The organism is Rhizobium croatiense (assembly GCF_019793465.1).
Taxonomy (GTDB): Bacteria; Pseudomonadota; Alphaproteobacteria; order Rhizobiales; family Rhizobiaceae; genus Rhizobium; species Rhizobium croatiense.
Window position 1 is genome coordinate 532,722 of the sequence record NZ_JAILYJ010000001.1, and the last position, 20,539, is coordinate 553,260.

The window sequence follows — 20,539 nt, forward strand, 5'->3', positions numbered from 1 at the left end:
CATGCCAGAAAATGCGCGATAGTGGAATGTGGCCGAGTCGGGGGTTCCATTGAGTTTGAGTTTGGCAAAGATAGAAGAGCTTGCCCCGGATCAAGGCTCGCTCGCCGCAGCCAAGAAGCTTCTCAAACCCTCGAGCTGGCCGACGCTCGCCCAGGACGGATCGGGCCTCATCTGGGGCGAATGCCAAGGCTCCGGCGCCACGCCCTACAGAATTTCCGTCACCGAACCCGATGCCGGCTACAAATGCAGTTGCCCCAGCCGGAAGTTTCCCTGCAAGCATTCGCTCGCCTTGATGTGGATGCGCGCTGACGGCAAGGTCGATTTTGCGACCGGAACGGCGCCGGACTGGGTGAACGACTGGCTGTCGCGCCGACGCGGACCTTATGCGGGCGCTCCAGCAGCCGGCGCCGATAGACCCAAAGCGTCGATCGCTGCGACCGATGAAATCGAGGCGGTGGTTGATCCGAAGGCGGAGGCCCGCGCAGCGGCGGCTCGGGAACGCAACCGGCTTGAGCGCGAGACGTCGATCGCCAACGGCCTCGACGAACTCAATACCTGGATTGCCGACCAGATGGATGCTGGTTTCGCCGCCTTTCCGGCCAAGGCAACGGCTACCTGCCGGGTAATGGCTCAGCGCCTGTTTGACGCCAAGGCCTCCGGCCTGGCGCTCCGGGTCGATACCATTCCCGCGCGGCTTTTCGCCCGCGCGGAGGCGGCCCGCCCGATTGCCGCCATTCAGGAGCTCGGCACGCTGCATCTCCTGGCCGAGGCCTATCGGCGACAGGATGGCCTGTCCGAGCCTCTGCGCCAGGATATCAGGCAGATGATGGGCTGGAACCTCACGCGTGAAGCGCTGCTTGATGATGAACGGGCGCTGCGCGTTTCCGGCGCGTGGCGAGTTTGGGCGACCCGCAGCGAGGTGCAGCCGGATAAGCTCCGCCGGATCGAAACCTGGCTTCACGGTAGCGACAGGCATGCGGTGCTCATTGAATACGTCCCGGTTTCGACGGGCGCCTCCTCAAGCGGCTACAGCGTTGGCGATAGTTTTGAAGCGGAGTTGATCTTCTATCCGTCGAGCGTGCCATTGCGCGCGCTCATCGCCAGCCAGGCAACCGGCAGCGCCATGTCCGACGCTCCGCTGGCGCTTCCGCCGCACGATCTCGCCGACGCCTATGGCCTCTATGAGGAGGCCTTGATCGAAAAACCCTGGCTCGGAGACTATCCTATCATGTTTCGTGGGGCGCGGCTCAGGCGCTCTGGCGAAAACATCTATCTCAGCGGACATGGGATCAGTCTTCCGCTTGCGCAATCGCAATCGGCGGCAAGCTGGCCGCTCCTGCAACTCGAGGCGATCGACGGCGCCGGGCTTTGGAATGGCACCGAGCTGACGCTCTGCTGGTCGGAAACGGCGCTTGGGCGGTGGACTGCATGAACTTGACCAGCCTGAAGAACGAGATCCTGCCGAAGCTTCTGTCCGGTACCCGGAGCGGTTTGCCGCTCGATCGTATCGGCGCCACCGATCCGCTGCAGGCGCTGGCGCTTGCTGGCCAGGCATTGCGGTTCGACCGTCCGCCGCCGCCGGGACAGTTCCAAACCGAGGAGGCTATCACCGATCATGCCGCAATCCTGCCGGGTGCGGCAAGGAAGCTCTTGCTTCGGCTGCTTTCCGGCAAGAACCAGGCGTCCGCTCAACTGTCCGCGGCAATCGTCCAAAAGCTTGCCGAAAAGAGGCTCCGGCTGCATCCGTTCGACCTGCCTAGGCTCGAATCGTTCGTGAAGGCCCATGCCGAAAATCTTGGAGCGGAAGCGCTCGCCTTTTCCGATCGTGAAACGCCGGTCGCGCAGAAGCAGAACTACTTCGCGCCGGACAGCCTGAGCGATGACACCTGGATGCTTGCGGCGCCGGCCGTGAAAGCCGGCTACATCAGCGGCCGCAGAGCTTCCGATCCGGATGCGGCGCGGGCGATGGTCGAGGCGGTCTGGGCCTCGGAGAATGCCGATAGCCGCATGCGCCTTCTCGCCGCTCTCAGGAATAGTCTGTCGGAAAGAGATGCGCCGTTTCTGAGGAGCCTGGAGAAGGACCGCGCGCCACGCGTTCGCGAGCTCGCCCAGCGGCTGCTCGTCCGGTTGCCGGGGTTCGAAGGGGACGATCCGGCTTTGCGCGCAGCTTTGGAACGCATCAAGGTTTCCAAGACCGGGCTGATTTTCAAAAAGGCCGCCCTGTCGCTCGACGTGCCCGCCACCGTCCGAGATTTTACGAAGATGAGCTGGCTCAACGAGACCTTTGGCCCAGTCGGTCTGGAGGTTCTTGCCGACGCCTTGTCGATGACGGTAGATGGCGTAGTGGCTGCCGCCGAGAAGCAAGGCGACCTCCTGGCCGCGCTGCTTTTCATGGCGACGCAGGATAAGCGGCTGGATATCGTCAAGGTGATCACCGAGCGCCATCTCCTCAACGGTTGGGAAGCCTTTCACCAGCTCGATAGCGAAATGCTGGCTGATTATTCCGGTGATATGCGGCAGCTCTGGATCGAATACATCTTTCGGCCGGGCAGGTGGGCGGCCGACACGTCGCCTTGGGCGATGCGGGGGATGGCGCAATGGCTGGGAGGGCAGACGACGGAAAACGTCTTCGGCGAGATCCTGCGCTCTAAGCCGTGGCAGGCGTTGCGCGGGGAAAGTGGGCGCTTCGAAGCCGATATCGCCGACAGCATGGCCGTCATGTGCCCGTCATCGATGCGTTCGACGCTGCGCGCCGAGCTTGCCGGGCTCGATCCCGCCAAAAGCAGCAATGCCATTCTTTTCCTCGACCTCATGGACAGCCTGGAGACCGCAAATGCCTGAAGCCCAACTTCGCCGTCCTGCAGAGCAGATCTACGCTGGCGAACTGGCCGCCCTTGCGAAGGGCGACGACCGTCCCCGACCCGCCAACTGGAAGCTCTCTCCGCAGGCGGTCGTTACCTATCTCCTTGGCGGAAAGGCATCCGATGGAACGCCGGTATCAGCCAAATACGTCGGAAACCGGCGACTGATCGAAACGGCCGTCGCCACGCTCGCGACGGACCGGGCGCTGCTGCTGCTTGGCCTGCCGGGGACGGCGAAATCCTGGGTTTCCGAACATCTGGCCGCGGCGATATCAGGTTCGTCGCAACGCCTGATCCAGTGCACGGCCGGCACGGACGAAAATCAAATCCGCTATGGCTGGAACTATGCCTTGCTCCTGGCCAAGGGGCCGTCGCCGGAGGCGCTGGTCAAGACGCCTTTGGTGCGGGCGATGGAGGAGGGAACGCTGCTCCGGCTCGAGGAACTGACCCGCATGGGCTCCGACGTGCAGGACACGCTGATCACGGTTCTTTCGGAAAAGATCCTGCCCGTGCCGGAGCTCGATACCGCGATCGATGCCGAACGCGGCTTCAACGTCATCGCCACGGCCAATAATCGCGACAAGGGCGTCAACGAGCTTTCCTCGGCACTGAAGCGGCGTTTCAACGTCGTGGTCCTGCCATCTCCGAACACGCTCGAAGAGGAGACCCAGATTGTCGTAAAGCGCGTCGGTGAGATCGGCACCAACCTCAGTCTGCCGCCGATCCAGCCCGCGGACAAGGAACTCGCCCGCGTCGTTACCCTGTTCCGTGAAATTCGGGACGGCAAGACCCTGAACGGCAAGACGAAACTGAAGACCTCGACCGGTACGCTGTCGACCGCCGAGGCGATCTCCGTCAGTGTTTCGGCCTGGGCGGAAGCCGCTCATTTCGGCGACGGCCGCATCGATGCCAATGCGCTTGCCACCAATATTGTCGGCGCGGTCGTCAAGGATCCGGTGCAGGATGGCGTCGCCTTGTCGGAATATCTCGAAACCGTGGTGCGCACCCGCGACGGCTGGCGCGATCTTTACGAGGCCATCCGCGAGGTGATCTGAACCATGAAGCGGAAGGCGCATCTCTTCGGCATCCGCCATCACGGGCCGGGTTCGGCGGCGCTTCTGAAGGGCGCGCTCGACGCGCTCGATCCCGCCTGCGTGCTGATCGAAGGGTCGACGGAAGGCGATGCGCTGATCCAGCATGCGGCGCTGCCTGGCATGAAGCCGCCATTAGCCATGCTGTTTTACGCGGCCGATGAGGCCGCCAATGCCGTCTTCGCGCCTTTTGCGGAATTCTCTCCGGAATGGGTGGCCATGCAATGGGCGCTTGCTCACGGCCGCCCTGTCCGTTTCATCGACTGGCCGGCCGCCGTGTCCCTGGCGCTGACCAAAGCCGCCCGGGAGGAAGGGCTTGCCGCCCTCGAAAGGAAGGCGGCGGAGTTGGCAGAAAATAGCGACGGCGAAGATCCGGAGGAGGGCGCTCCGAAAGCCCCCACGATCCGCCTCGATCCTCTCGATCTGCTTGCCGAGGCCGCCGGATATGGTGATGGCGAGAGCTTCTGGAACGGATTGATCGAACAGCACGGCAGCGGCCAGTCGCCGCTTGAAATTTTCGCCGCCATAGAAGCGGCAATGACGGAAGCGCGTCAACAGCAGGCGGATGCCGGCGGCATGAGCGATGCCGAATGGCTGCGTGAAAAGCGCCGTGAGGCCTTCATGCGTGGGCATATCGGGGATGCGCTGAAGCAGCATGACGGCGAGGTCGCGGTCGTGATCGGCGCCTGGCATGTGGGTGGGCTGCGCGCCGAGACAACGGTCGCCGAGGACCGCGCCATCGTCAAGGATCTGCCGAAGGTGAAGGTGGAGGCGACCTGGGCGCCGTGGAGCGACGGACGGTTGAGCTACGCGTCCGGCTATGGCGCAGGCGTCATTTCGCCCGGCTGGTATCGGCATCTCTGGAGCCTCTATTCCAGCGATCGTCACGACGGGCCGGAAGCCTTTGCCGCCATCTGGCAGGCGCGGACGGCAGCTCTTTTGCGGCAGGAAGGTTTTGACGCTTCAACAGCCTCTGCCATTGAGGCGGCCCGCCTTGCGCTCGGGCTCGCCAGCATGCGGGGGCTGAGCGTGCCCGGGCTGGCCGAAATGCGGGATGCCTCGCTTTCCAGCCTATGCCATGGCGACGACATCCCGCTCGCGATGATCGAACGCAAGCTTTATATCGGCAGCCGGATCGGCGAGATCGACGAAGCGGTGCCGCAAATGCCGCTCGCCAAGGATTTCGAGCTGTGGTGCCGCAGGACCCGGCTGAAGCCGGAAGAAACGGCAAGCGAGATGAAGCTCGATCTGCGCAGCGAGGCGGGGCTGCTCAAATCGACCTTCCTGCACCGCCTCAACCTGATCGGCGTCCATTGGGGCCGGCTGATCGACGCGGAGGCCGGGCGCGGAACCTACCGCGAAATTTGGAGCCTCGCATGGTCGCCGGACATGTCCGTCGGGCTGGCGGAGGCGCTTGTCTGGGGCCTGACGATCGAACAAGCCGCAGCGGCGGCGACGATCGATCGAGGCAGAAGCGCGAACGGCATCGCGGGGCTTTCGGAGCTCGTGCGCGGCGCGCTGGTTGCCGATCTTCCCGAAGCTGCCAGCGCCTGTATCGACCTTCTGCAGGCCGCCGCCGTGCAGAACAACGACATCACCGATCTGATGAACGCGGTCGCGCCGCTCGTGCGCATTGTTCGCTACGGAACCGCCCGCAAGCTGCCGGAGCTGGAGCTTCGTGCGCTGATCACCGCACTCAGCGTCGAAGTCAATGCGGGCGTCCGGATCGGTTCTCGCCAATTGGACGATGATGCCGTATCTCAGCGCATCATCGCCATGCGCGCCTATGACGAAGCTCTTGGCCTGTTTGGCGATCCCGCGCTGCTTGAGGAATGGCGGCGCCAGCTCGCCCTCCTGGTCGACGACGAGCAGGCGGCGGCGCCGGTCGTAGGCTTCAGTCTCCGCCGTCTGCATGACCTTAGCCTTTGGGACGAGCCGCGGATCTCGGCTGCCTTCTCGCGGCAGATCGTGGGCGAGAGCCCCACACGGGCCGGCGCCTTCATCGAAGCCTTCATTTCGGGGTCTGCGGAGGTGCTGATCCAGGATCAGACGCTGCTCTTCCTCATCGACGAATGGCTCTGCGGGCTGGACGAGGAGGTTTTCGTGGAGAGCCTGCCGCTCTTCCGGCGTGCGCTGACCGGTTTCGATGCGGTTGGCCGCAAGCGGATCATGGAACGCATCGCCGGTGGAAGAAAGAAACGATCGGGCGCGCCTGATGTGATCGAGGACAACCCTGCCTTCGAACGGGCGCTGCCTTTGCTGAAGACGATCCTGGGAATGGACGCGCATGACTTCTGAACGTATTCGACGCTGGAAGCTGGCACTTGGCGACGACGACATGGAGGGCCTCGGTGAGCGGGACCAGCGTCTCAGCCGCGCGCTGTCTGTTCTCTACGAATCCGAAGGGCGCAAGGGGCGCGGCGGGCTCGGTGCGTCCTCGCCGAAAGTATCGCGCTGGCTCGGCGACATCCGCGAGTTCTTTCCTTCGCCTGTCGTCCAGGTCATCCAGAAGGACGCGTTCGAGCGCCTCAATTTAAAGGCGCTGATGCTGGAGCCGGAATTTCTCGAGACGCTGGAAGCGGACGTGCATCTCGTTGCCGATCTCATCTCGCTACGCGGCGCAATGCCCGCCAAAACCATGGAGACCGCCCGTGCGGTGGTCAACAAGGTCGTCGAGGATCTGATGAAGCGATTGCAGTCCAAAACAGTGGAGAAGGTGACGGGCGCCCTGAACCGTTCACAGCGGACCCGCCGGCCTCGTCACGCCGATATTGACTGGCCGAGGACGATCCGCGCCAATCTTCGCCACTACCAGGAGGATTTCCAGACGATCGTGCCGGAGACCCTGGTGGGGTTCGCGCGCAAAACCCGTACGCAGGCCGACCTCGATCATGTCATGCTGTGTGTCGACCAATCGGGTTCGATGGCATCTTCGGTCGTTTACGCATCGATCTTTGCCGCCGTCATGGCGTCGCTTCCGGTGCTGTCGACGAAGCTCGTCTGTTTCGACACAGCGATCGTCGACCTGACGGAAGATCTGGCCGATCCGGTCAAGGTTCTCTTCGGCGTGCAACTCGGCGGCGGCACGGATATCAATGCGGCGCTTGCCTATTGCGAGACCAAGATCGACCGGCCCAACAAGACGCATCTCGTTCTCATCACTGACCTTTACGAAGGCGGGGATGCCGGCTCGATGCTGGCGCGTGTGGCAGCGCTCAAGCAATCCGGAGTCAACGTCATCGTTCTTCTGGCGCTCTCCGACGACGGCCGGCCCGGCTACGACGCCCGTCATGCCGGGGCGATCGCCGCTATGGATTGCCCGGTCTTCGCCTGCACGCCGGATCAATTTCCGGACTTGATGGCCGTCGCCCTGACGAAGCAGGATATCGGACAATGGGCAAGCGCAAACGGAATCGGACTTGTGCGAGGTGCTTGAGATCGCGGAATGGCCCCGCATGGGCGGGCATTGCTTGCCTTGACGCAAGCGACCTGCGGTAACTCTGGTACGTCCGGCCCCGAGCTCATCGACAAAGTCGGATCGCACGGTTGCGTCCGCCCGGCTTTGTCGTCGAATTCGTCGACTCTTCCGGCTTGAAGCCATTCAGCTAAAGCCGATCGCCCTGAGCAGCGCCACGCAGACGACGCAGACGGCGACTGAGACCAGCATCGGCAAGCGCAGGGCAGCGAGTGCGGTAACGGCACAGGCAGCGCTCTCGGCGATACCTGTCGCAAAAGCAGTCGGCGCCACCACGGCCATGAGCACTGCGGGCGGAATGGATTCGATCGCTTTGCGCCTGCCGCCGTCCAGCGACACATACCGCAGCAGAAAGAGCCCGCTGACACGGGTCAGGATCGTCGCAGCCGCCATGGCCAGAATGGCGAGGAGGGTCTGCAGGTCGAGCATCATGGCGTCACCTCCAGGCGGCGCATACCGCTGAAGGTCGCGGCCGCGACACCGGCAAGAGCACCGGCCGCGACATACCAGACGCCGGCTATGAAGTGATGGGTAAGCACGGCCGCCGCGGCGCTCGCAAGCAGAACGGCGCCGGTCTCGCGCCCCTTCCAGAAACCCATGACGAGCACGATGAAGACGGCCGGAAAGGCAAAGTCCAGTCCGAGCGTTGCGGGATCGCCGAGGAACGTCCCCAGGGTGGCGCCCGCCAGCCCGGAAAGAACCCATGCCAGGTAGAAGGGCGCTGCCAGCCCGGCAAACCATGCCGGTTTCAGCCTCGCCGCACCGGCGCGGAATTCCGCCATCGCCCAGATTTCATCGGCCAGAAAAAGTACCGAGAGATAACGGGCGCGCGGTGAAAACGAATGCATCTTTGTGACGATCGATGCTCCCATCAGCACGTGGCGGATGTTGACGAGAAGGGCTGCAAAGCCAAGGCTTGTCCAAGAGGCGGGATGTGTCCAGATATCCATCGCCACGAATTGCGATCCGCCGGCAAAAACGAGCGCGCTCATCAGGCCGACTTCAAGAGGCGAGAGCCCATTCGTTGCGGCGACGGCGCCGAACACCAGCCCAATCGGGATGACGGCGGCGACGAGTGGCGCGATCGCCCGCATTCCGCCTGAAAATTCCGCCCAGATTTCAATTTTGCGCACGTTCGAACCTCCGCTTGATGCCGAGCTCATAGAGCCGTGCCGAAGCGACGTCTTGAACGAAAGTGATTATCGCGCCCGATACTGGCCAGGGGTTAATCCCGTGCGCGCCTTGAAGTGCCTAGTGAAATGCGCCTGGTCGGCAAAACCGCATTCCAGCGCGACCTCTGCCGGCAGGTCACCGGCCCGCAGCCTGCGGCGTGCGCTCCTGACGCGGACATCGGTAAGGAAGGCGTGCGGCGTGATATGGAATTCCTTGCGGAAGGCGCGGATCAGATGCGCGCGGCTGAGACCGGCGACGGCGGCGAGTTCTTCCAGCCCCAGATCGGTCGCATAGTGTTCCGTCAGATAATCCCGCGCGCGCCGAACCGCTGAACGCTCCGCGGTGTCAGTCGGCACGATGATCGAGCTTCCATGCTGACGAAACATTGCGTCGAGCACCAGGAACATGCTCTGGCTGGTCTCCAGTGCCCCGACTCCGGCCTCCAAGGTCCGGTGGGCACCAAGAAACGCCGCGGCCAGTTTGGGATCGTGAAGAATCTGCTTGCCGAAGGCCGGCGTGCCGTGAAAGGTGCGGCCGGTGACATCCTCGAGGATTTCGCGAAAGAGCGACAGGTCGGGATAGATCATGCGATAGCGATAGCCGCCGTCGGTCGGCGCCCCGTCATGCGTCTCGCCCGGATTGATCAAATAGAGATCGCCGGGTCCAGAGGCCTCGCGTGCCCCACAGATCGTGGCGATCTGGCTGCCGCTCTCGATGGCGCCGATGCTGAACGTATCATGGGCGTGTGGTGCGAACTCATGCGTCAGGAAGGTCGCGCTCAGGCATTCCATCCCGCCGAAGCGCCGATCTCGCCAAAAGCGCGTCGTCTCCGCTCCCGCGAGTGGCATGGCTTCGGTCGCCTGTTCCTGGGAAATATTCTGCATCGGGCGGATATAGCAGTTTTACCGCGACGCTTCTTGAACAAAAGTGATCAGCGAAACTGGCCACATTCCCGGCCGATCGGCAAAAGATACCGGTCTTCTGGAAACGTTGACTTATGCCGCGTTCAGACGTTCGGCACTAACCGGCATTCCCATATGAAAGCCTTGGACGCGGTCGATGCGAAGATCCTTGAGCAGGGACAATTGTGCTGCCGTTTCGACGCCTTCCACCAGGATCGTATTCCCACGATTGCGGATGAGAGAGACCATGTCCTGAAGCATCGTCAACCCGCGTGGGTTGGAGCAGTCGTGCAGAAAAGTCCGATCGACCTTGACCGTCTGAAACTCGATCGCCCTCAGCCAAGAGAGGCCCGCGAAGCCGGAGCCGAAATCGTCAAGCCAAATTTCGACGCCGAGAGCCCGCAGATCCGCAATGCATTTCAGCACCTCCGACTGCATATCCATATCCAGGCCCTCGGTGACTTCTAAGGCCAGCCGCGACCCGGAGACCCCGCACCGAGCAAGAATATCAGCGACGCTCGCGGCGAAGCCGGGGGAGCGCAGTTGTATGGGCGACACGTTGACGCTGACGGTGGCCATCCGATCTGTCATCAGTATGTCACGGCATGCCGTCTCGATCGCCCACTTACCCAATTCGAGGATAGCGCCCGTTCGTTCTGCAACCGGAATGAATGTCCTCGGCGAAACCGCGGTGCCATCAGGCATCCTGAGGCGCATCAAAGCCTCGACGGCTTTTGCTCTCCCGTTCGTCAGGTCGAAGATCGGTTGGTAAACGAGCGAAACCAGTTTGCGGTCAATGGCCGCCGTCAGCAGCGGGACGAGCTTACCAGCATTGTCGTCGGGGCGAGGCAACGAGGGATCAAACCTACGAATGCAATTTCGGCCACTTGCCTTGGCATTGTAGAGAGCGAGATCGGCTTCGCGCACTATTCGCTCCACTTTCTCTCCAACGTCCTCGCGGGTGAAAGCGGCGCCGATGCTGACGGTTACGATCGGGCTATCATCTGGTCGTTCGTCATGAGCAATCGCAAGAAACTCGACTTCCATTCTGATCTTTTCGGCAAGACTCATCGCGATCGAGGGAGTTTCAGCCGGCATGACCACGATAAACTCCTCGCCGCCGTACCTGCCGATCATGCCACCGGACGACTCTACAACCGCCTTCAGCGCGTTGGCAACGACAGTCAGGCATCGGTCTCCTTCCTGATGCCCGTAGCGATCATTGAAGCGTTTGAAGAAGTCGACGTCGATGAGGAACACGACAAAGTCACGGCCTTCGTCTTTCCAGGCGGCCCAGCATTCGTCGAGCCGCAGATCCAGCGCGCGTCGGTTGTTTATGCCTGTCAGATAGTCGGTATTTGAAAGCTCGAGCAGCGACCTTCCGCGCTCGGAGGCTTCCCAGTGCTGATAGCGAGCCTCCGCCGCGTTCAGCAGCACGTTTCGACGCTCGACATTCAATCGCCAATTGATGGAGGACGTGAAGACAAAGCAGGAAATGTAGAACATGCCGAAGGCAAGCTTGTAGATTTGACTTGAAGGAAAATACGCCTCTATCGTCACGAAAAATGCGCAGAGCACGAAGCTGGAGGTGATCACCGACAGCCGAAACGAGAAACTGAAAAAGAGGTTGGCGCCCATCATGAAGATGGCGCCGAAAATCATGTAGTAAGACATGGCAGCGACGTCACGGGTGCCAATCGCCGGGTAAAGCCAGCCCAAGTAGCCCGCAAGCAGTGCCGCGGCGCATGTGATGTCGAGCCAGACGATTTTCGCTTTTGCCAGTCGCAAGGCTTCGAAAGTCAGCAGCGCCATCGCTGCGACGACGAATCGCGCGGCGATCGTCACAGGCGCAACATCGGGGATAAGCCACTGGTCGGGAAGTGCAAAGGACAGATAAACGGCGACCGCGATCCAAAGACCATGCCGTGAGCTTTGCCTTCTAACAGAATCATTTTCGGCTTCCAGAGATTTGCAAGCCTCGGCAAATGAAAAGCTGTCGGTTGATTCATCACCCCGCACAGTAGGGTAAACCGCACTCATGTAACGATGCCAGCCCGGCTACGACCCAACGAAACTAAACTGCAAGCCATGCTTCGGCGCCCTCCAAAATTTCGTTCGGCAACCTGCAACGGGTTTGTCTTGTTATTTCACATTCGTAGAGAAGCAGGTTCCCACCCGCAACAGTAGAATTACCCTTATCCCGTGTAGATTCCAGTCGCATCCTATTTCGAGGTTGATTATGCTTAACGCTAGGTCAAGGAGTCTCGAAATGGCACGAAGTCTTATCTTGGATGGTGAAAGTCTTGTTGCGCCCGGTGAAATTCGCCAGGCAGCAAGGAGGTTTGCCGCGGCAAAGCCGGGCGACCTTATAGTTGCCAAAGCCGAGCTTGCCGTCAGCCTTGACGTATCCCTCCGTCAGTTCAAATCCGGCGTCGAGCCAGGTGCGATTATCGAGCGGCTCACTGACGCCCTGCATCAGTTACGGCGTCGCTTTCATCCTGACGTGTGGGACGTCATCGTTCCGATCGCGCAGTCTCATCCGGTTGCTCACTATCTGCATCAAGATCCATTGACCCGCTGGTCGTTCGAAAAGCCGCGCGGCTATTCTGGCGACGCACGTCTTCTCGACTTCATTTACGGCAGGCCTGAGATCGAGGACGCAGTCGCATCATCGAGCGACTTGGGACGTTCGATCTACGCCTATACCCGAAATGCTTCGTCATCCGTCGCGGTAAGGGAGCGTCGAGACATTCTGGCGCGCCGCGTCGACGAAATCGCTTCGGCTCGGCCTGGTTCCACCGAAGTTCTGGCCATCGCTTCGGGGCATCTTCGTGAAGGGCCTTTGTCGCGCGCGCTCGGCGCCGGAGCGATCAAACGCTGGGTCGCTTTGGATCAGGACCCGATGAGCGTCGGAACCGTAGCCCGCGATTTCGCAGGCACGTCGGTCGAGGCCATGAACGGGTCGGTCAAATCCGTGCTCGGTGGAAGGCATGCACTGGGAATGTTCGATTTCGTATACGCCGCAGGTCTCTATGACTATTTGCCGGACGCAGTGGCCGTCAAACTGACCAGGAAGTGCGTCGGCATGCTGAAGCCCGGCGGCACATTCCTCTTCGCCAACTTCTCTCCGGAAACGGACGTCGATGGTTATATGGAGACATTCATGAACTGGGCGCTGCTATTGCGCTCAGAACGCGAAATGGGCTTGATCGCCGGTGAAAGCCTGACTGGGACGGATGCGAAAGTGTCTGTTTGGTCCGGTTCAAACCGCAGCATTGTCTACTGTGAAATCGAAAAAAAGTCCTAGGCCGCACGTTGATCGACGCATGAAGGGAACTTCCGGCACCAGGCCTTTACAGGTAACATGTCAGTCTGCTAGATCTGATCCACCAGATGGGGGAGGAATGATTTTGCCATCAAAATTCGGGCTTTCTGTCGCCCTTGCCACGCCGTTTGACGGCAATAGCGATATCGCCCTCGATGCGATGATTGCGCAGGGGCGGCGGTGCCTTGCTGCTGGCTGCGGCAGCGTGACGTTGTTCGGGACGACGGGCGAGGGCTCATCCATCGGAAGCCGGGAACGCGAACGCGTGCTCACGGCCTTTCTCGATGCAGGGATCGCGGCGGAGAACCTGATCGCCGGCGTCCTGGTCGACTCGGTGGAGGATGCGGCGATACAGGCGGGCCACGCCCTTTCCCTGGGAGCCAGAAATATCCTTCTGGCTCCGCCATCCTATTTCAAAAATGTCGGCGACGAGGGCGTTTTCCAGTGGTTTTCGGCGGTCTTCGCCATGCTGGGCGATCAGGCGCGGGACATCATCGTCTACAACATTCCCTCCGTCACCATGGTTCCGCTGACGGTGTCGCTGATCGGCCGCTTGCGGACCGCCTTTCCGCACATCGTCACGGGCGTCAAGGATTCTTCCGGCGACTGGCCGTTCACGGAAGGCCTGCTCAAGGCGCATGGCGACCTCATCATCCTGATCGGCGATGAACGCCATCTGACCAGGGGCGTTCGGCTTGGCGGCCAGGGCGCGATCTCTGGCATGGCGAATTTCGTACCCCGCGACGTCAAGCTGATGGCCGAAGACGGCAAGGACGACCCCCGCATCGAGGCATTCGTGGACGAACTGCTCAAATATCCTGTTGTCCCAGCCGTGAAAGCCATGGTGGCACATCAGACATCGGATGAAATCTGGCTTGCGGTTCGTCCGCCGCTCGTTTCAATATCCGGCGACGGGCAGGCCCAGCTCGCCCGCGCTTTCGACGATCTTTTCCGGTCGAAGGCCGCGTAGGTCGGACATGGTGCTGGAGGAGGCGATGGACGGTACGGACGAGCAGCCGACGCTGCGGGAAAAGGCCTATGCGAGTTTCACGCGCCACCTGCTTGCGCGTGACGTGCGTCCCGGCCAGTTCGTTTCGCAGCGCCGTCTCGTGGAATTGACGGGACTGACGCTCGGCGCCATCCGCGAGCTCATTCCCAGGCTTGAAGCCGAAGGGCTGATCAAGACGGTGCCGCAACGGGGCCTGCAGATCGCTCACATCGATTTGAACCTCATTCGCGAAGCGTTCCAGCTGCGCGTGTTCCTGGAGAAGGAGGCCGTGGCGCTCTTCACCCGGTCTGCGTCGGACGAGACGATCGCCGGGCTCTTGAAGCAGCATCGGGATATTGCCGAGGCCATCCGAAACGGCGATGCCTCGCACGAATTGGAGCTGCGCGCCCAGGCCGTCGATTGGGGCATGCACGATGCCTTTATCGATGCCCTAGGAAATACCATCATTTCGAACGCTTACCGCGTGAATTCGATCAAGATGCGCCTGATCAGCCAGGATCGCTTTCGCATCGACGGTCACGTCGGACCCGTCATGGGCGAGCATCTGAAAGTGCTCGAGGCAATCGAACGACGATCGGCGGAGGACGCCGTCAACAGCCTTGTCGCACATATCAATCATGCAAGGGATCGTGCGCTCAGGATATAATCGGGAATGAACAGCCGGGGATGAGGAGATCGCCGGCAAAAGGAGGAGGATCAACATGCCATCATTCTTCAATCCGACGCGGCGCGGTTTTCTGGCGGGGACTGCCGCTCTCGGGGCCAGCAGCATGCTCGGCATGCGGCCGGCCGCCGCTGCCGTCGACTGGAAGCGCTTCGCCGGCACCACGCTCGAAGTCAACCTGGTCAAGAGCCCGCGCAGCGAGATCCTGACCAAGTACCTGCCCGAGTTCGAGGAACTCACCGGCATCAAGGTCAATGCCGAAGCAACGCCCGAACAGCAGCAGCGCCAGAAGACGACCATCGAGCTCAGTTCCAGCAAGCCGAGCTTCGACGTCGTGCACATGAGCTACCACGTTCAGAAGCGGCAGTTCGAGAAGGGCGGCTGGCTTGCCGATATCAGCGGTTTCCTCAAGGACCCGGCTCTGACCGATCCGTCGCTCACTGAAAGCGATTTTGCCGAAGCAGGCCTCGCCTTCGCCAAGGATGCGGATGGCGTCCTGCGTTCGCTGCCTTTCTCGGTCGATTACTGGATCATCTACTGGAACAAGGCGCTGTTCGAAAAGAAAGGGCTTGCTTACCCCACGAGCTTCGAAGAACTGGCAAGTGCCGCCGAAGCGCTGACCGATCCTTCGACCAACACCTACGGCTTCGTCGCCCGCGGCCTGAAGAACGCCAACACGCCGGTCTGGACGACGTTGCTGCTCGGCTACGGTTCGAGCCCGCTCGGACCGGACGGCAAGCTGCGCACGACATCGCAGGAAGCGATCGATGCCGCCACGCTGTACCAGAGGCTGATGACCAAGACCGCCCCTCCCGGCGTCTCCGGCTTCAACTGGGCCGAGGCGCAGTCAGCCTTCCTGCAAGGTAAGATCGGGATGTGGCTGGACGGCGTCGGCTTTGCGCCGCCGATCGAGAACCCGGAAAAGTCGCGTGTCGTCGGCCAGGTCGGGTACGGCATCATGCCGAAAGGCCCGAAGGCGCAGGCGGCGGGAACCTTCGGCGACGGCCTTGGCGTCGTCGCGGCAAGCCAGAAAAAGGAAGCAGCCTACCTCTTCTGCCAATGGGCGATTTCGCACGACATGGGCGCGCGCCTGCTGCAGGCCGGCGCCGGCGTTCCTTTCCGCCAGTCCGTTCTCGAGGATGCGAAGGTCCCCGAAGGCGTCAAGATGCCGGCCGCATGGCTGGATGCGGTCGCCGGCTCCGGCAAGATTTCGCAGCTCGCGCTGCCTGTGATCATTCCGGTCACCGAGTTCCGCGACATCTATGGCGTCGGTCTGACCAACATGATCGGCGGCGCCGATCCGGCAACCGAGCTGAAGGCGGCGACGGCCCAGTTCGAACCCGTGCTGGCGAAAAGCGAGGGATAATGGCGGCGAGCATCGAAACGGCCGCAGCGACCAAGGCCGCGTCCAAAGGAAGGAGCAAACCGGATCGGTTTGCTCCCAACTACTGGCCCTTCGTCATCCCGGCGCTGATCGTCATAGCCGCCGTCATCGTCTTTCCATGGGTCTTTACCCTGTGGATGAGCGTGAACAGCTGGACGCTCGGTCAATCGCAAGTCTTTGCGGGGCTGGACAATTACGCCCGCCTGGCGGTCGACATGCGTTTCTGGGAGTCGCTCTGGCACACGGTGCTCTATACGACGCTCTCCGTGGCGGCGCCCCTGTTTCTCGGGACGCTCGCCGCGCTGATCTTCGATGCCCAATTTCCGTTCCGCGGTCTTTTGCGCGGCATATTCGTGATGCCGATGATGGCGACGCCTGTCGCCATCGCGCTAGTGTGGACGATGATGTTCCATCCGCAACTCGGGGTTCTCAATTACCTCCTGTCCTTTGTCGGCATTGGACCGCAGGAGTGGATCTATAACCAGAGCAGCGTCATCCCCTCCCTGGTTCTGGTCGAGACCTGGCAATGGACGCCGCTCGTCATGCTGATCGTGCTCGGCGGCCTGGCGGCGGTTCCGCGCGAGCCCTATGAAAGTGCGGAGATCGACGGAGCGAATGTCTGGCAGAAATTCCGCTATCTGACGCTGCCGATGATTGCGCCGTTCCTGATGATCGCCGTGATCATCCGCAGCATCGATGCGGTGAAGAGCTTCGACATCATCTACGCCATGACCCAGGGCGGTCCCGGCACGGCCTCGGAAACGATCAACATCTATCTCTACAACACTGCCTTCGCCTATTACGATATCGGTTATGGCTCGGCCATGGCGGTCATCTTCTTCATCCTGATCGTGCTGCTGTCCTTCGTGCTTCTGATGGTCCGGCAGCGGGCGAACTGGTCGAACGGGGAGGGACGCTGATGAAGCGCAAGACGCTCGACCGCATCGGGCTGCTGTTCGTCGCTCTGGTGATGATCTCGCCAGTCATCCTGTTTTTCCTCTGGATGATCTCGCTGTCGCTGAAATATGAAATCGACAACGGCGCCTATCCGCCGATCTTCATTCCGGAGCGTTTTGCCTGGACGAACTATCTGAAGGTCTTCGAGGAAAACAACTTCTTCCTCTATCTCTGGAATTCGCTGCTGGTGACAGGCAGCGCCACGCTTCTGGCGCTCTTGATCGGCGTGCCCGCCGGATATGGCATTGCGCGCCTGAAGGCGGAGAAGTCGGCGATGGTCATCATGATCGCGCGCATGACGCCGGGGCTGTCCTTCCTCATTCCGCTCTTCCTGCTGTTCCAGTGGCTGAACCTGCTCGGAACACTGATGCCGCAGATCATCATCCACCTCGTGGTCACGGTGCCGATCGTCGTCTGGATCATGATCGGCTATTTCGAAACCACGCCGATGGAGCTGGAAGAGGCCGCAAGCATCGACGGCGCCACCCCCTGGCAGGTTTTCCGCCTGGTCGCTCTGCCGATCGCGAGGCCGGGCATCGTCGTCTCCTTCATCCTGTCGGTCATCTTCTCCTGGAACAACTTCGTCTTCGGTATCGTGCTCGCCAGCCGCGAGACGCGCACACTTCCCGTCGCCGTCTACAACATGCTTTCCTTCGAACAGGTCAGTTGGGGGCCGCTTGCAACGGCGGCGTTGATCGTCACTTTGCCCGTGCTGATCTTGACCGTGTTCGCGCAACGGCAGATCGTGGCAGGCCTGACGGCCGGAGCCGTCAAATGAGCGGGCGAGGCGGCTCTTGATAACCTCCTTCAGCTTCGACCCGCCGCCCGGTCCGCCGCGCCGCGTATTATGTGTCGGCGCCGCGGTTCTGGACACGCTGTTTCGCGTCCGAACTTTGCCCGCCGGCCAGGGCAAGATCCTGCCCTATGAGATGCTGCAGGTCGCCGAAGGCATGGCGTCGAGTGCCGCCTACGCCATCGTCCGGCTCGGCGGCGCCGCCAGCCTCTGGGGCGCGGTTGGCGACGATGCCGCCGGCGAACGCATTATAGCCGACTTCGGCAAGAGCGGCATCGAGACGCGCGACATGCTGCGTGTCGACGGCGCCCGCTCGGCCATCTCGACGATCCTCATCGATGACCAGGGCGAGCGCTTGATCGTGCCCTTCTACGACGAGCGGCTGCACGATACGGTCAGGCCGGTCAGCGCGCAGGAGATTTCTGCCTTCGATGCCGTGCTGGTCGACGTCCGCTGGCCGAAGCTGGCGTTGCGGACGCTGATCGCGGCCGGCGAAGCCGGCAAACCTGCCATTCTCGATGGCGATGTTGCAGGCGAGGGCGTCATCGAGATGCTTGCGCCGGCCGCCTCTCACATCATCTTTTCGCAGCCGGCCGCCGAGCGGCTTGCCGGAACGGCAGAGCTCGTGGAAAGCGTGGGCCTTCTGAAGCGCAAATTTGAACATGCTTTCATCAGCGTCACGGCTGGCGAGAGCGGCTCCCTCTGGTTCGATGAACCAAGCGGCGCCATCCGCCATCTTGCCGCTCCGACGGTCAGAGCGGTTGACACGCTTGCGGCAGGCGACATCTTCCATGGCGCGTTCGCGCTGGCGATCGCTGAAGGCCTGCCGATCGAAGAGACGATGCGATTGTCGTCCATGGCGGCGGCGCTCAAATGCCAGGTGTTCGGCGGACGCACCGGCGCGCCCACGCGAGCCGAGGTGAGCGATGCTCTTCGGGCTTGGAACGTCGGCGTTTCCCAGCAGGCGAACAAAATCGTTCGATAGCTGAGCCGGACGCAGTGGCGTCGCCGACGGCGCCATGCGCCTCGCCGCTGTAGGAGGGCTCAGGCTTGCCAAATTTTGCCATGGTGGCTACTTTGGTCCCATGAGCACAATGAATATCTCGCTACCGGATAATCTGAAGCACTTCGTCGACCAGCAGGTCGCCGGTCGAGGATATGGCACGAGCAGCGAGTACGTGCGCGAACTGATCCGTCGCGATCGGGATCGGCAGCAGTTGCGCAATCTTCTGCTTGAGGGCGCGTCATCCGAGGCGACCGAACCCGTTAATACGAGCTATTTCGATAGTTTGCGCGAGCGCGCGACGAAACAAAGCTCCAAGTGACCGCGAAACCGATCGTCCCCCGCCAGTCGGCTCGCGGGGATGTCGAGAATGCGGTGGATTATTACGCTCACACCGCGGGAGCACAGATAGCGATAGGCTTCATCGATGCACTGCAATCGACCTATACCTTGATCGCAGAGCATCCCGCATCCGGTTCGCTGCGCTACGCATATGAACTCGGCCTGCTCGATCTGCGCTGCATGACGATCAGGGGTTTTCCCTATGTGATCTTCTACCTTGAGCGGGCCGACCATGTCGACGTATGGCGGATTCTGCACGCCAAGCAGGATATTCCAGCGTGGCTGCAGGATTCAGAGGCATCGGAATAGCACGGCTATTTGTGATGGCCCTTCTTCTGAAGGCTTTGGTTCCATAAGCTATCTTATGCCATTTTTGCTCGCATCGGGAGTTACCAAAACTTTCATTCCATTATAACGTGCGGCACGAAACGCGATAGATTGGCCGTTATCCGTGTCCGATCTTCGCGAACCGCAAGACCGCATGCACGATCACCGGCGACCCAGCTGCCGAGCACGGCGAAGCCGCCGTCGCTTTCGAAAAGCGGAGCATAGGCCTGGATGATGAAACCTTCGTCGCCGTAATCGCCCGGAGCCGAAACCAGTTCCCGCCCCTGTCGAAATATCGTGACGTTCTCACCTTCTCGCGACAACAGCGGTTTGCGCACATAGTCGGTCAAGGTGGACGCCGCCGGGTCATCGGTGAAATAGCTCGGCAAAAGATTGGGGTGATTGGGGTGGCGCTGCCAGAGCAAAGGCAGAAGGCCCTTGTTGGAAAGCACAGCCTTCCAGGCGGGCTCGACGAAGACATCGCCCGAGCGCGCGAGTTCGCGGGCAAACGGCTCGCGCAGCATGAATTCCCACGGGTACAGCTTGAAGCAGCGGTCGATCACCCGATCCTTGAGATCGGTGTAGCGGCCCTCAGCGTCGATGCCGATCTCGCGGATGTCGAGAAGCTCGACGCGATGGCCAGCCTGTACCGCACAGTCCATGAGATAGACCGTCGTGCCACGATCCTCCTCATTGTCGGTTATCGCCGCGAAGTGGAAGATCGGCTCCTTGGGAAACTGGTCGAACGCCTCGACAAGGCTCTCCTGCAGGAAATTATACTGGTCCGCTTCCTTCGGCAGAACCCCCAAAGCGATCTGATCGGTCAGCCAGTTGAACTGAAAATAGGCAGTCTCGAAGACGGAGGTGGGAGTATCGGCGTTGTATTCGAGCAGCTTGGCCGGGCCGCTGCCGTCGTAAGCAAGATCGAAACGGCCGTAAAGATGCTGGTCGCGACGCTGCCAGGAGCGCTGCACCACATCGCGCAGGTCCTCCGGAATGGCCAGCCTGTCGAGCGACTCTTCGCTGCCGACGATATCACCGACCAGATCCATGCACATGTCATGCAGTTCCTGGCTCGGTTCTTCGATCTGCGTCTCGATCTCATCGAGCGTGAACGTATAGGCGGCATCGTCGAGCCAGTAGGGCTCGCCATACATGACGTGAAATCCGAAGCCGACGGCGCGCGCCTTGTCACGCCAATCAGGACGCGCGGGAAGAGTGATGCGCTTCATG

19 protein-coding genes and 1 pseudogene are annotated in these 20,539 nt (G+C 61.4%); 15 read left to right on the top strand and 5 right to left on the bottom strand.

The genetic code is table 11. From position 1 onward, the window contains the following. The first annotated feature begins 61 nt into the window (after positions 1-61). The 6 genes and pseudogenes from K6M89_RS02420 to K6M89_RS31820 all read left to right on the top strand — a co-directional run. Entirely contained in the window at positions 62-1,432 is a 1,371-nt protein-coding gene (locus K6M89_RS02420) for an SWIM zinc finger family protein (protein ID WP_246642284.1), read from the top strand. After that, on the top strand, positions 1,429-2,841 hold the full coding sequence (locus K6M89_RS02425; RefSeq protein ID WP_222138313.1) for a DUF5691 domain-containing protein: 1,413 nt from the start codon (positions 1,429-1,431) through the stop codon (positions 2,839-2,841). Before K6M89_RS02420 ends, K6M89_RS02425 begins: the two co-directional genes overlap by 4 nt. After that, a complete protein-coding gene (locus tag K6M89_RS02430; protein WP_222138314.1) occupies positions 2,834-3,916 on the top strand; it encodes an ATP-binding protein in 1,083 nt (360 codons plus the stop codon). Before K6M89_RS02425 ends, K6M89_RS02430 begins: the two co-directional genes overlap by 8 nt. A gap of 3 nt (positions 3,917-3,919) precedes the next feature. Further along, on the top strand, positions 3,920-6,250 hold the full coding sequence (locus K6M89_RS02435) for a DUF5682 family protein (RefSeq protein WP_222138315.1): 2,331 nt from the start codon (positions 3,920-3,922) through the stop codon (positions 6,248-6,250). Continuing rightward, entirely contained in the window at positions 6,240-7,388 is a 1,149-nt protein-coding gene (locus tag K6M89_RS02440; protein ID WP_222138316.1) for a VWA domain-containing protein, read from the top strand. Before K6M89_RS02435 ends, K6M89_RS02440 begins: the two co-directional genes overlap by 11 nt. 15 nt (positions 7,389-7,403) lie before the next feature. Continuing rightward, a pseudogene (locus K6M89_RS31820) lies at positions 7,404-7,508 on the top strand (L,D-transpeptidase family protein); the annotation flags it as partial. 45 nt (positions 7,509-7,553) lie between these two features. Here the strand turns inward: K6M89_RS31820 and K6M89_RS02445 are convergent. The 4 genes from K6M89_RS02445 to K6M89_RS02460 form a co-directional block, all read right to left on the bottom strand. Then, positions 7,554-7,859 (bottom strand): AzlD domain-containing protein, encoded by a 306-nt coding sequence (locus tag K6M89_RS02445; RefSeq protein WP_222138317.1) that lies wholly within the window; start codon positions 7,857-7,859, stop codon positions 7,554-7,556. Then, positions 7,856-8,590, bottom strand: a complete 735-nt coding sequence (locus K6M89_RS02450; RefSeq protein ID WP_222138318.1) for an AzlC family ABC transporter permease — start codon at positions 8,588-8,590, stop codon at positions 7,856-7,858. The genes K6M89_RS02445 and K6M89_RS02450 overlap by 4 nt, the downstream gene beginning before the upstream one ends. 36 nt (positions 8,591-8,626) lie before the next feature. Next, positions 8,627-9,484, bottom strand: a complete 858-nt coding sequence (locus tag K6M89_RS02455; RefSeq protein ID WP_222138319.1) for an AraC family transcriptional regulator — start codon at positions 9,482-9,484, stop codon at positions 8,627-8,629. Positions 9,485-9,595: 111 nt separating this feature from the next. After that, positions 9,596-11,542, bottom strand: coding sequence for a putative bifunctional diguanylate cyclase/phosphodiesterase (locus K6M89_RS02460; RefSeq protein WP_222138320.1), 1,947 nt, complete (start codon positions 11,540-11,542; stop codon positions 9,596-9,598). Between the two features lie 229 nt (positions 11,543-11,771). Here K6M89_RS02460 and K6M89_RS02465 point away from each other — a divergent pair, with 229 nt between their 5' ends. The 9 genes from K6M89_RS02465 (at position 11,772) to K6M89_RS02505 (ending at position 19,288) form a co-directional block, all read left to right on the top strand. Next, entirely contained in the window at positions 11,772-12,809 is a 1,038-nt protein-coding gene (locus K6M89_RS02465) for a class I SAM-dependent methyltransferase (RefSeq protein ID WP_222138321.1), read from the top strand. A 103-nt stretch (positions 12,810-12,912) separates the two neighbouring features. Further along, a complete protein-coding gene (locus K6M89_RS02470) occupies positions 12,913-13,797 on the top strand; it encodes a dihydrodipicolinate synthase family protein (protein WP_097581543.1) in 885 nt (294 codons plus the stop codon). Positions 13,798-13,804: 7 nt separating this feature from the next. Further along, positions 13,805-14,482 (top strand): GntR family transcriptional regulator, encoded by a 678-nt coding sequence (locus K6M89_RS02475; protein WP_170964821.1) that lies wholly within the window; start codon positions 13,805-13,807, stop codon positions 14,480-14,482. A 55-nt stretch (positions 14,483-14,537) separates the two neighbouring features. After that, on the top strand, positions 14,538-15,866 hold the full coding sequence (locus K6M89_RS02480; RefSeq protein ID WP_222138322.1) for an ABC transporter substrate-binding protein: 1,329 nt from the start codon (positions 14,538-14,540) through the stop codon (positions 15,864-15,866). After that, positions 15,863-16,804, top strand: a complete 942-nt coding sequence (locus K6M89_RS02485; RefSeq protein ID WP_183843114.1) for a carbohydrate ABC transporter permease — start codon at positions 15,863-15,865, stop codon at positions 16,802-16,804. Before K6M89_RS02480 ends, K6M89_RS02485 begins: the two co-directional genes overlap by 4 nt. Further along, the gene (locus K6M89_RS02490; protein WP_222138323.1) at positions 16,804-17,619 is read left to right on the top strand and encodes a carbohydrate ABC transporter permease; all 816 of its coding nucleotides are present in this window, start codon (positions 16,804-16,806) and stop codon (positions 17,617-17,619) included. Before K6M89_RS02485 ends, K6M89_RS02490 begins: the two co-directional genes overlap by 1 nt. Before the next feature lie 16 nt (positions 17,620-17,635). Further along, a complete protein-coding gene (locus K6M89_RS02495) occupies positions 17,636-18,619 on the top strand; it encodes a sugar kinase (RefSeq protein ID WP_222138324.1) in 984 nt (327 codons plus the stop codon). A 100-nt stretch (positions 18,620-18,719) separates the two neighbouring features. Continuing rightward, the gene (locus K6M89_RS02500) at positions 18,720-18,959 is read left to right on the top strand and encodes a type II toxin-antitoxin system ParD family antitoxin (protein WP_097581545.1); all 240 of its coding nucleotides are present in this window, start codon (positions 18,720-18,722) and stop codon (positions 18,957-18,959) included. After that, a complete protein-coding gene (locus K6M89_RS02505; RefSeq protein WP_097581485.1) occupies positions 18,956-19,288 on the top strand; it encodes a type II toxin-antitoxin system RelE/ParE family toxin in 333 nt (110 codons plus the stop codon). Before K6M89_RS02500 ends, K6M89_RS02505 begins: the two co-directional genes overlap by 4 nt. A gap of 92 nt (positions 19,289-19,380) precedes the next feature. Here K6M89_RS02505 and K6M89_RS02510 read toward each other — a convergent pair whose 3' ends face one another. Next, positions 19,381-20,538: a glutathionylspermidine synthase family protein gene (locus K6M89_RS02510; protein WP_222138325.1), complete on the bottom strand. Its 1,158-nt coding sequence runs from the start codon at positions 20,536-20,538 to the stop codon at positions 19,381-19,383. Between the last annotated feature and the right edge of the window lies 1 nt (position 20,539).

Excerpts from the sequence above, each read along its gene's own strand:
- K6M89_RS02425 (WP_222138313.1), top strand. The coding sequence starts at position 1,429 with ATGAACTTGACCAGCCTGAAGAACGAGATCCTGCCGAAGCTTCTGTCC.
- K6M89_RS02430 (WP_222138314.1), top strand. The coding sequence starts at position 2,834 with ATGCCTGAAGCCCAACTTCGCCGTCCTGCAGAGCAGATCTACGCTGGC.
- K6M89_RS02435 (WP_222138315.1), top strand. The coding sequence starts at position 3,920 with ATGAAGCGGAAGGCGCATCTCTTCGGCATCCGCCATCACGGGCCGGGT.
- K6M89_RS02440 (WP_222138316.1), top strand. The coding sequence starts at position 6,240 with ATGACTTCTGAACGTATTCGACGCTGGAAGCTGGCACTTGGCGACGAC.
- K6M89_RS02445 (WP_222138317.1), bottom strand. The coding sequence starts at position 7,859 with ATGATGCTCGACCTGCAGACCCTCCTCGCCATTCTGGCCATGGCGGCT.
- K6M89_RS02450 (WP_222138318.1), bottom strand. The coding sequence starts at position 8,590 with ATGAGCTCGGCATCAAGCGGAGGTTCGAACGTGCGCAAAATTGAAATC.
- K6M89_RS02455 (WP_222138319.1), bottom strand. The coding sequence starts at position 9,484 with ATGCAGAATATTTCCCAGGAACAGGCGACCGAAGCCATGCCACTCGCG.
- K6M89_RS02460 (WP_222138320.1), bottom strand. The coding sequence starts at position 11,542 with ATGAGTGCGGTTTACCCTACTGTGCGGGGTGATGAATCAACCGACAGC.
- K6M89_RS02465 (WP_222138321.1), top strand. The coding sequence starts at position 11,772 with ATGGCACGAAGTCTTATCTTGGATGGTGAAAGTCTTGTTGCGCCCGGT.
- K6M89_RS02475 (WP_170964821.1), top strand. The coding sequence starts at position 13,805 with ATGGTGCTGGAGGAGGCGATGGACGGTACGGACGAGCAGCCGACGCTG.
- K6M89_RS02480 (WP_222138322.1), top strand. The coding sequence starts at position 14,538 with ATGCCATCATTCTTCAATCCGACGCGGCGCGGTTTTCTGGCGGGGACT.
- K6M89_RS02490 (WP_222138323.1), top strand. The coding sequence starts at position 16,804 with ATGAAGCGCAAGACGCTCGACCGCATCGGGCTGCTGTTCGTCGCTCTG.
- K6M89_RS02500 (WP_097581545.1), top strand. The coding sequence starts at position 18,720 with ATGAGCACAATGAATATCTCGCTACCGGATAATCTGAAGCACTTCGTC.
- K6M89_RS02510 (WP_222138325.1), bottom strand. The coding sequence starts at position 20,538 with ATGAAGCGCATCACTCTTCCCGCGCGTCCTGATTGGCGTGACAAGGCG.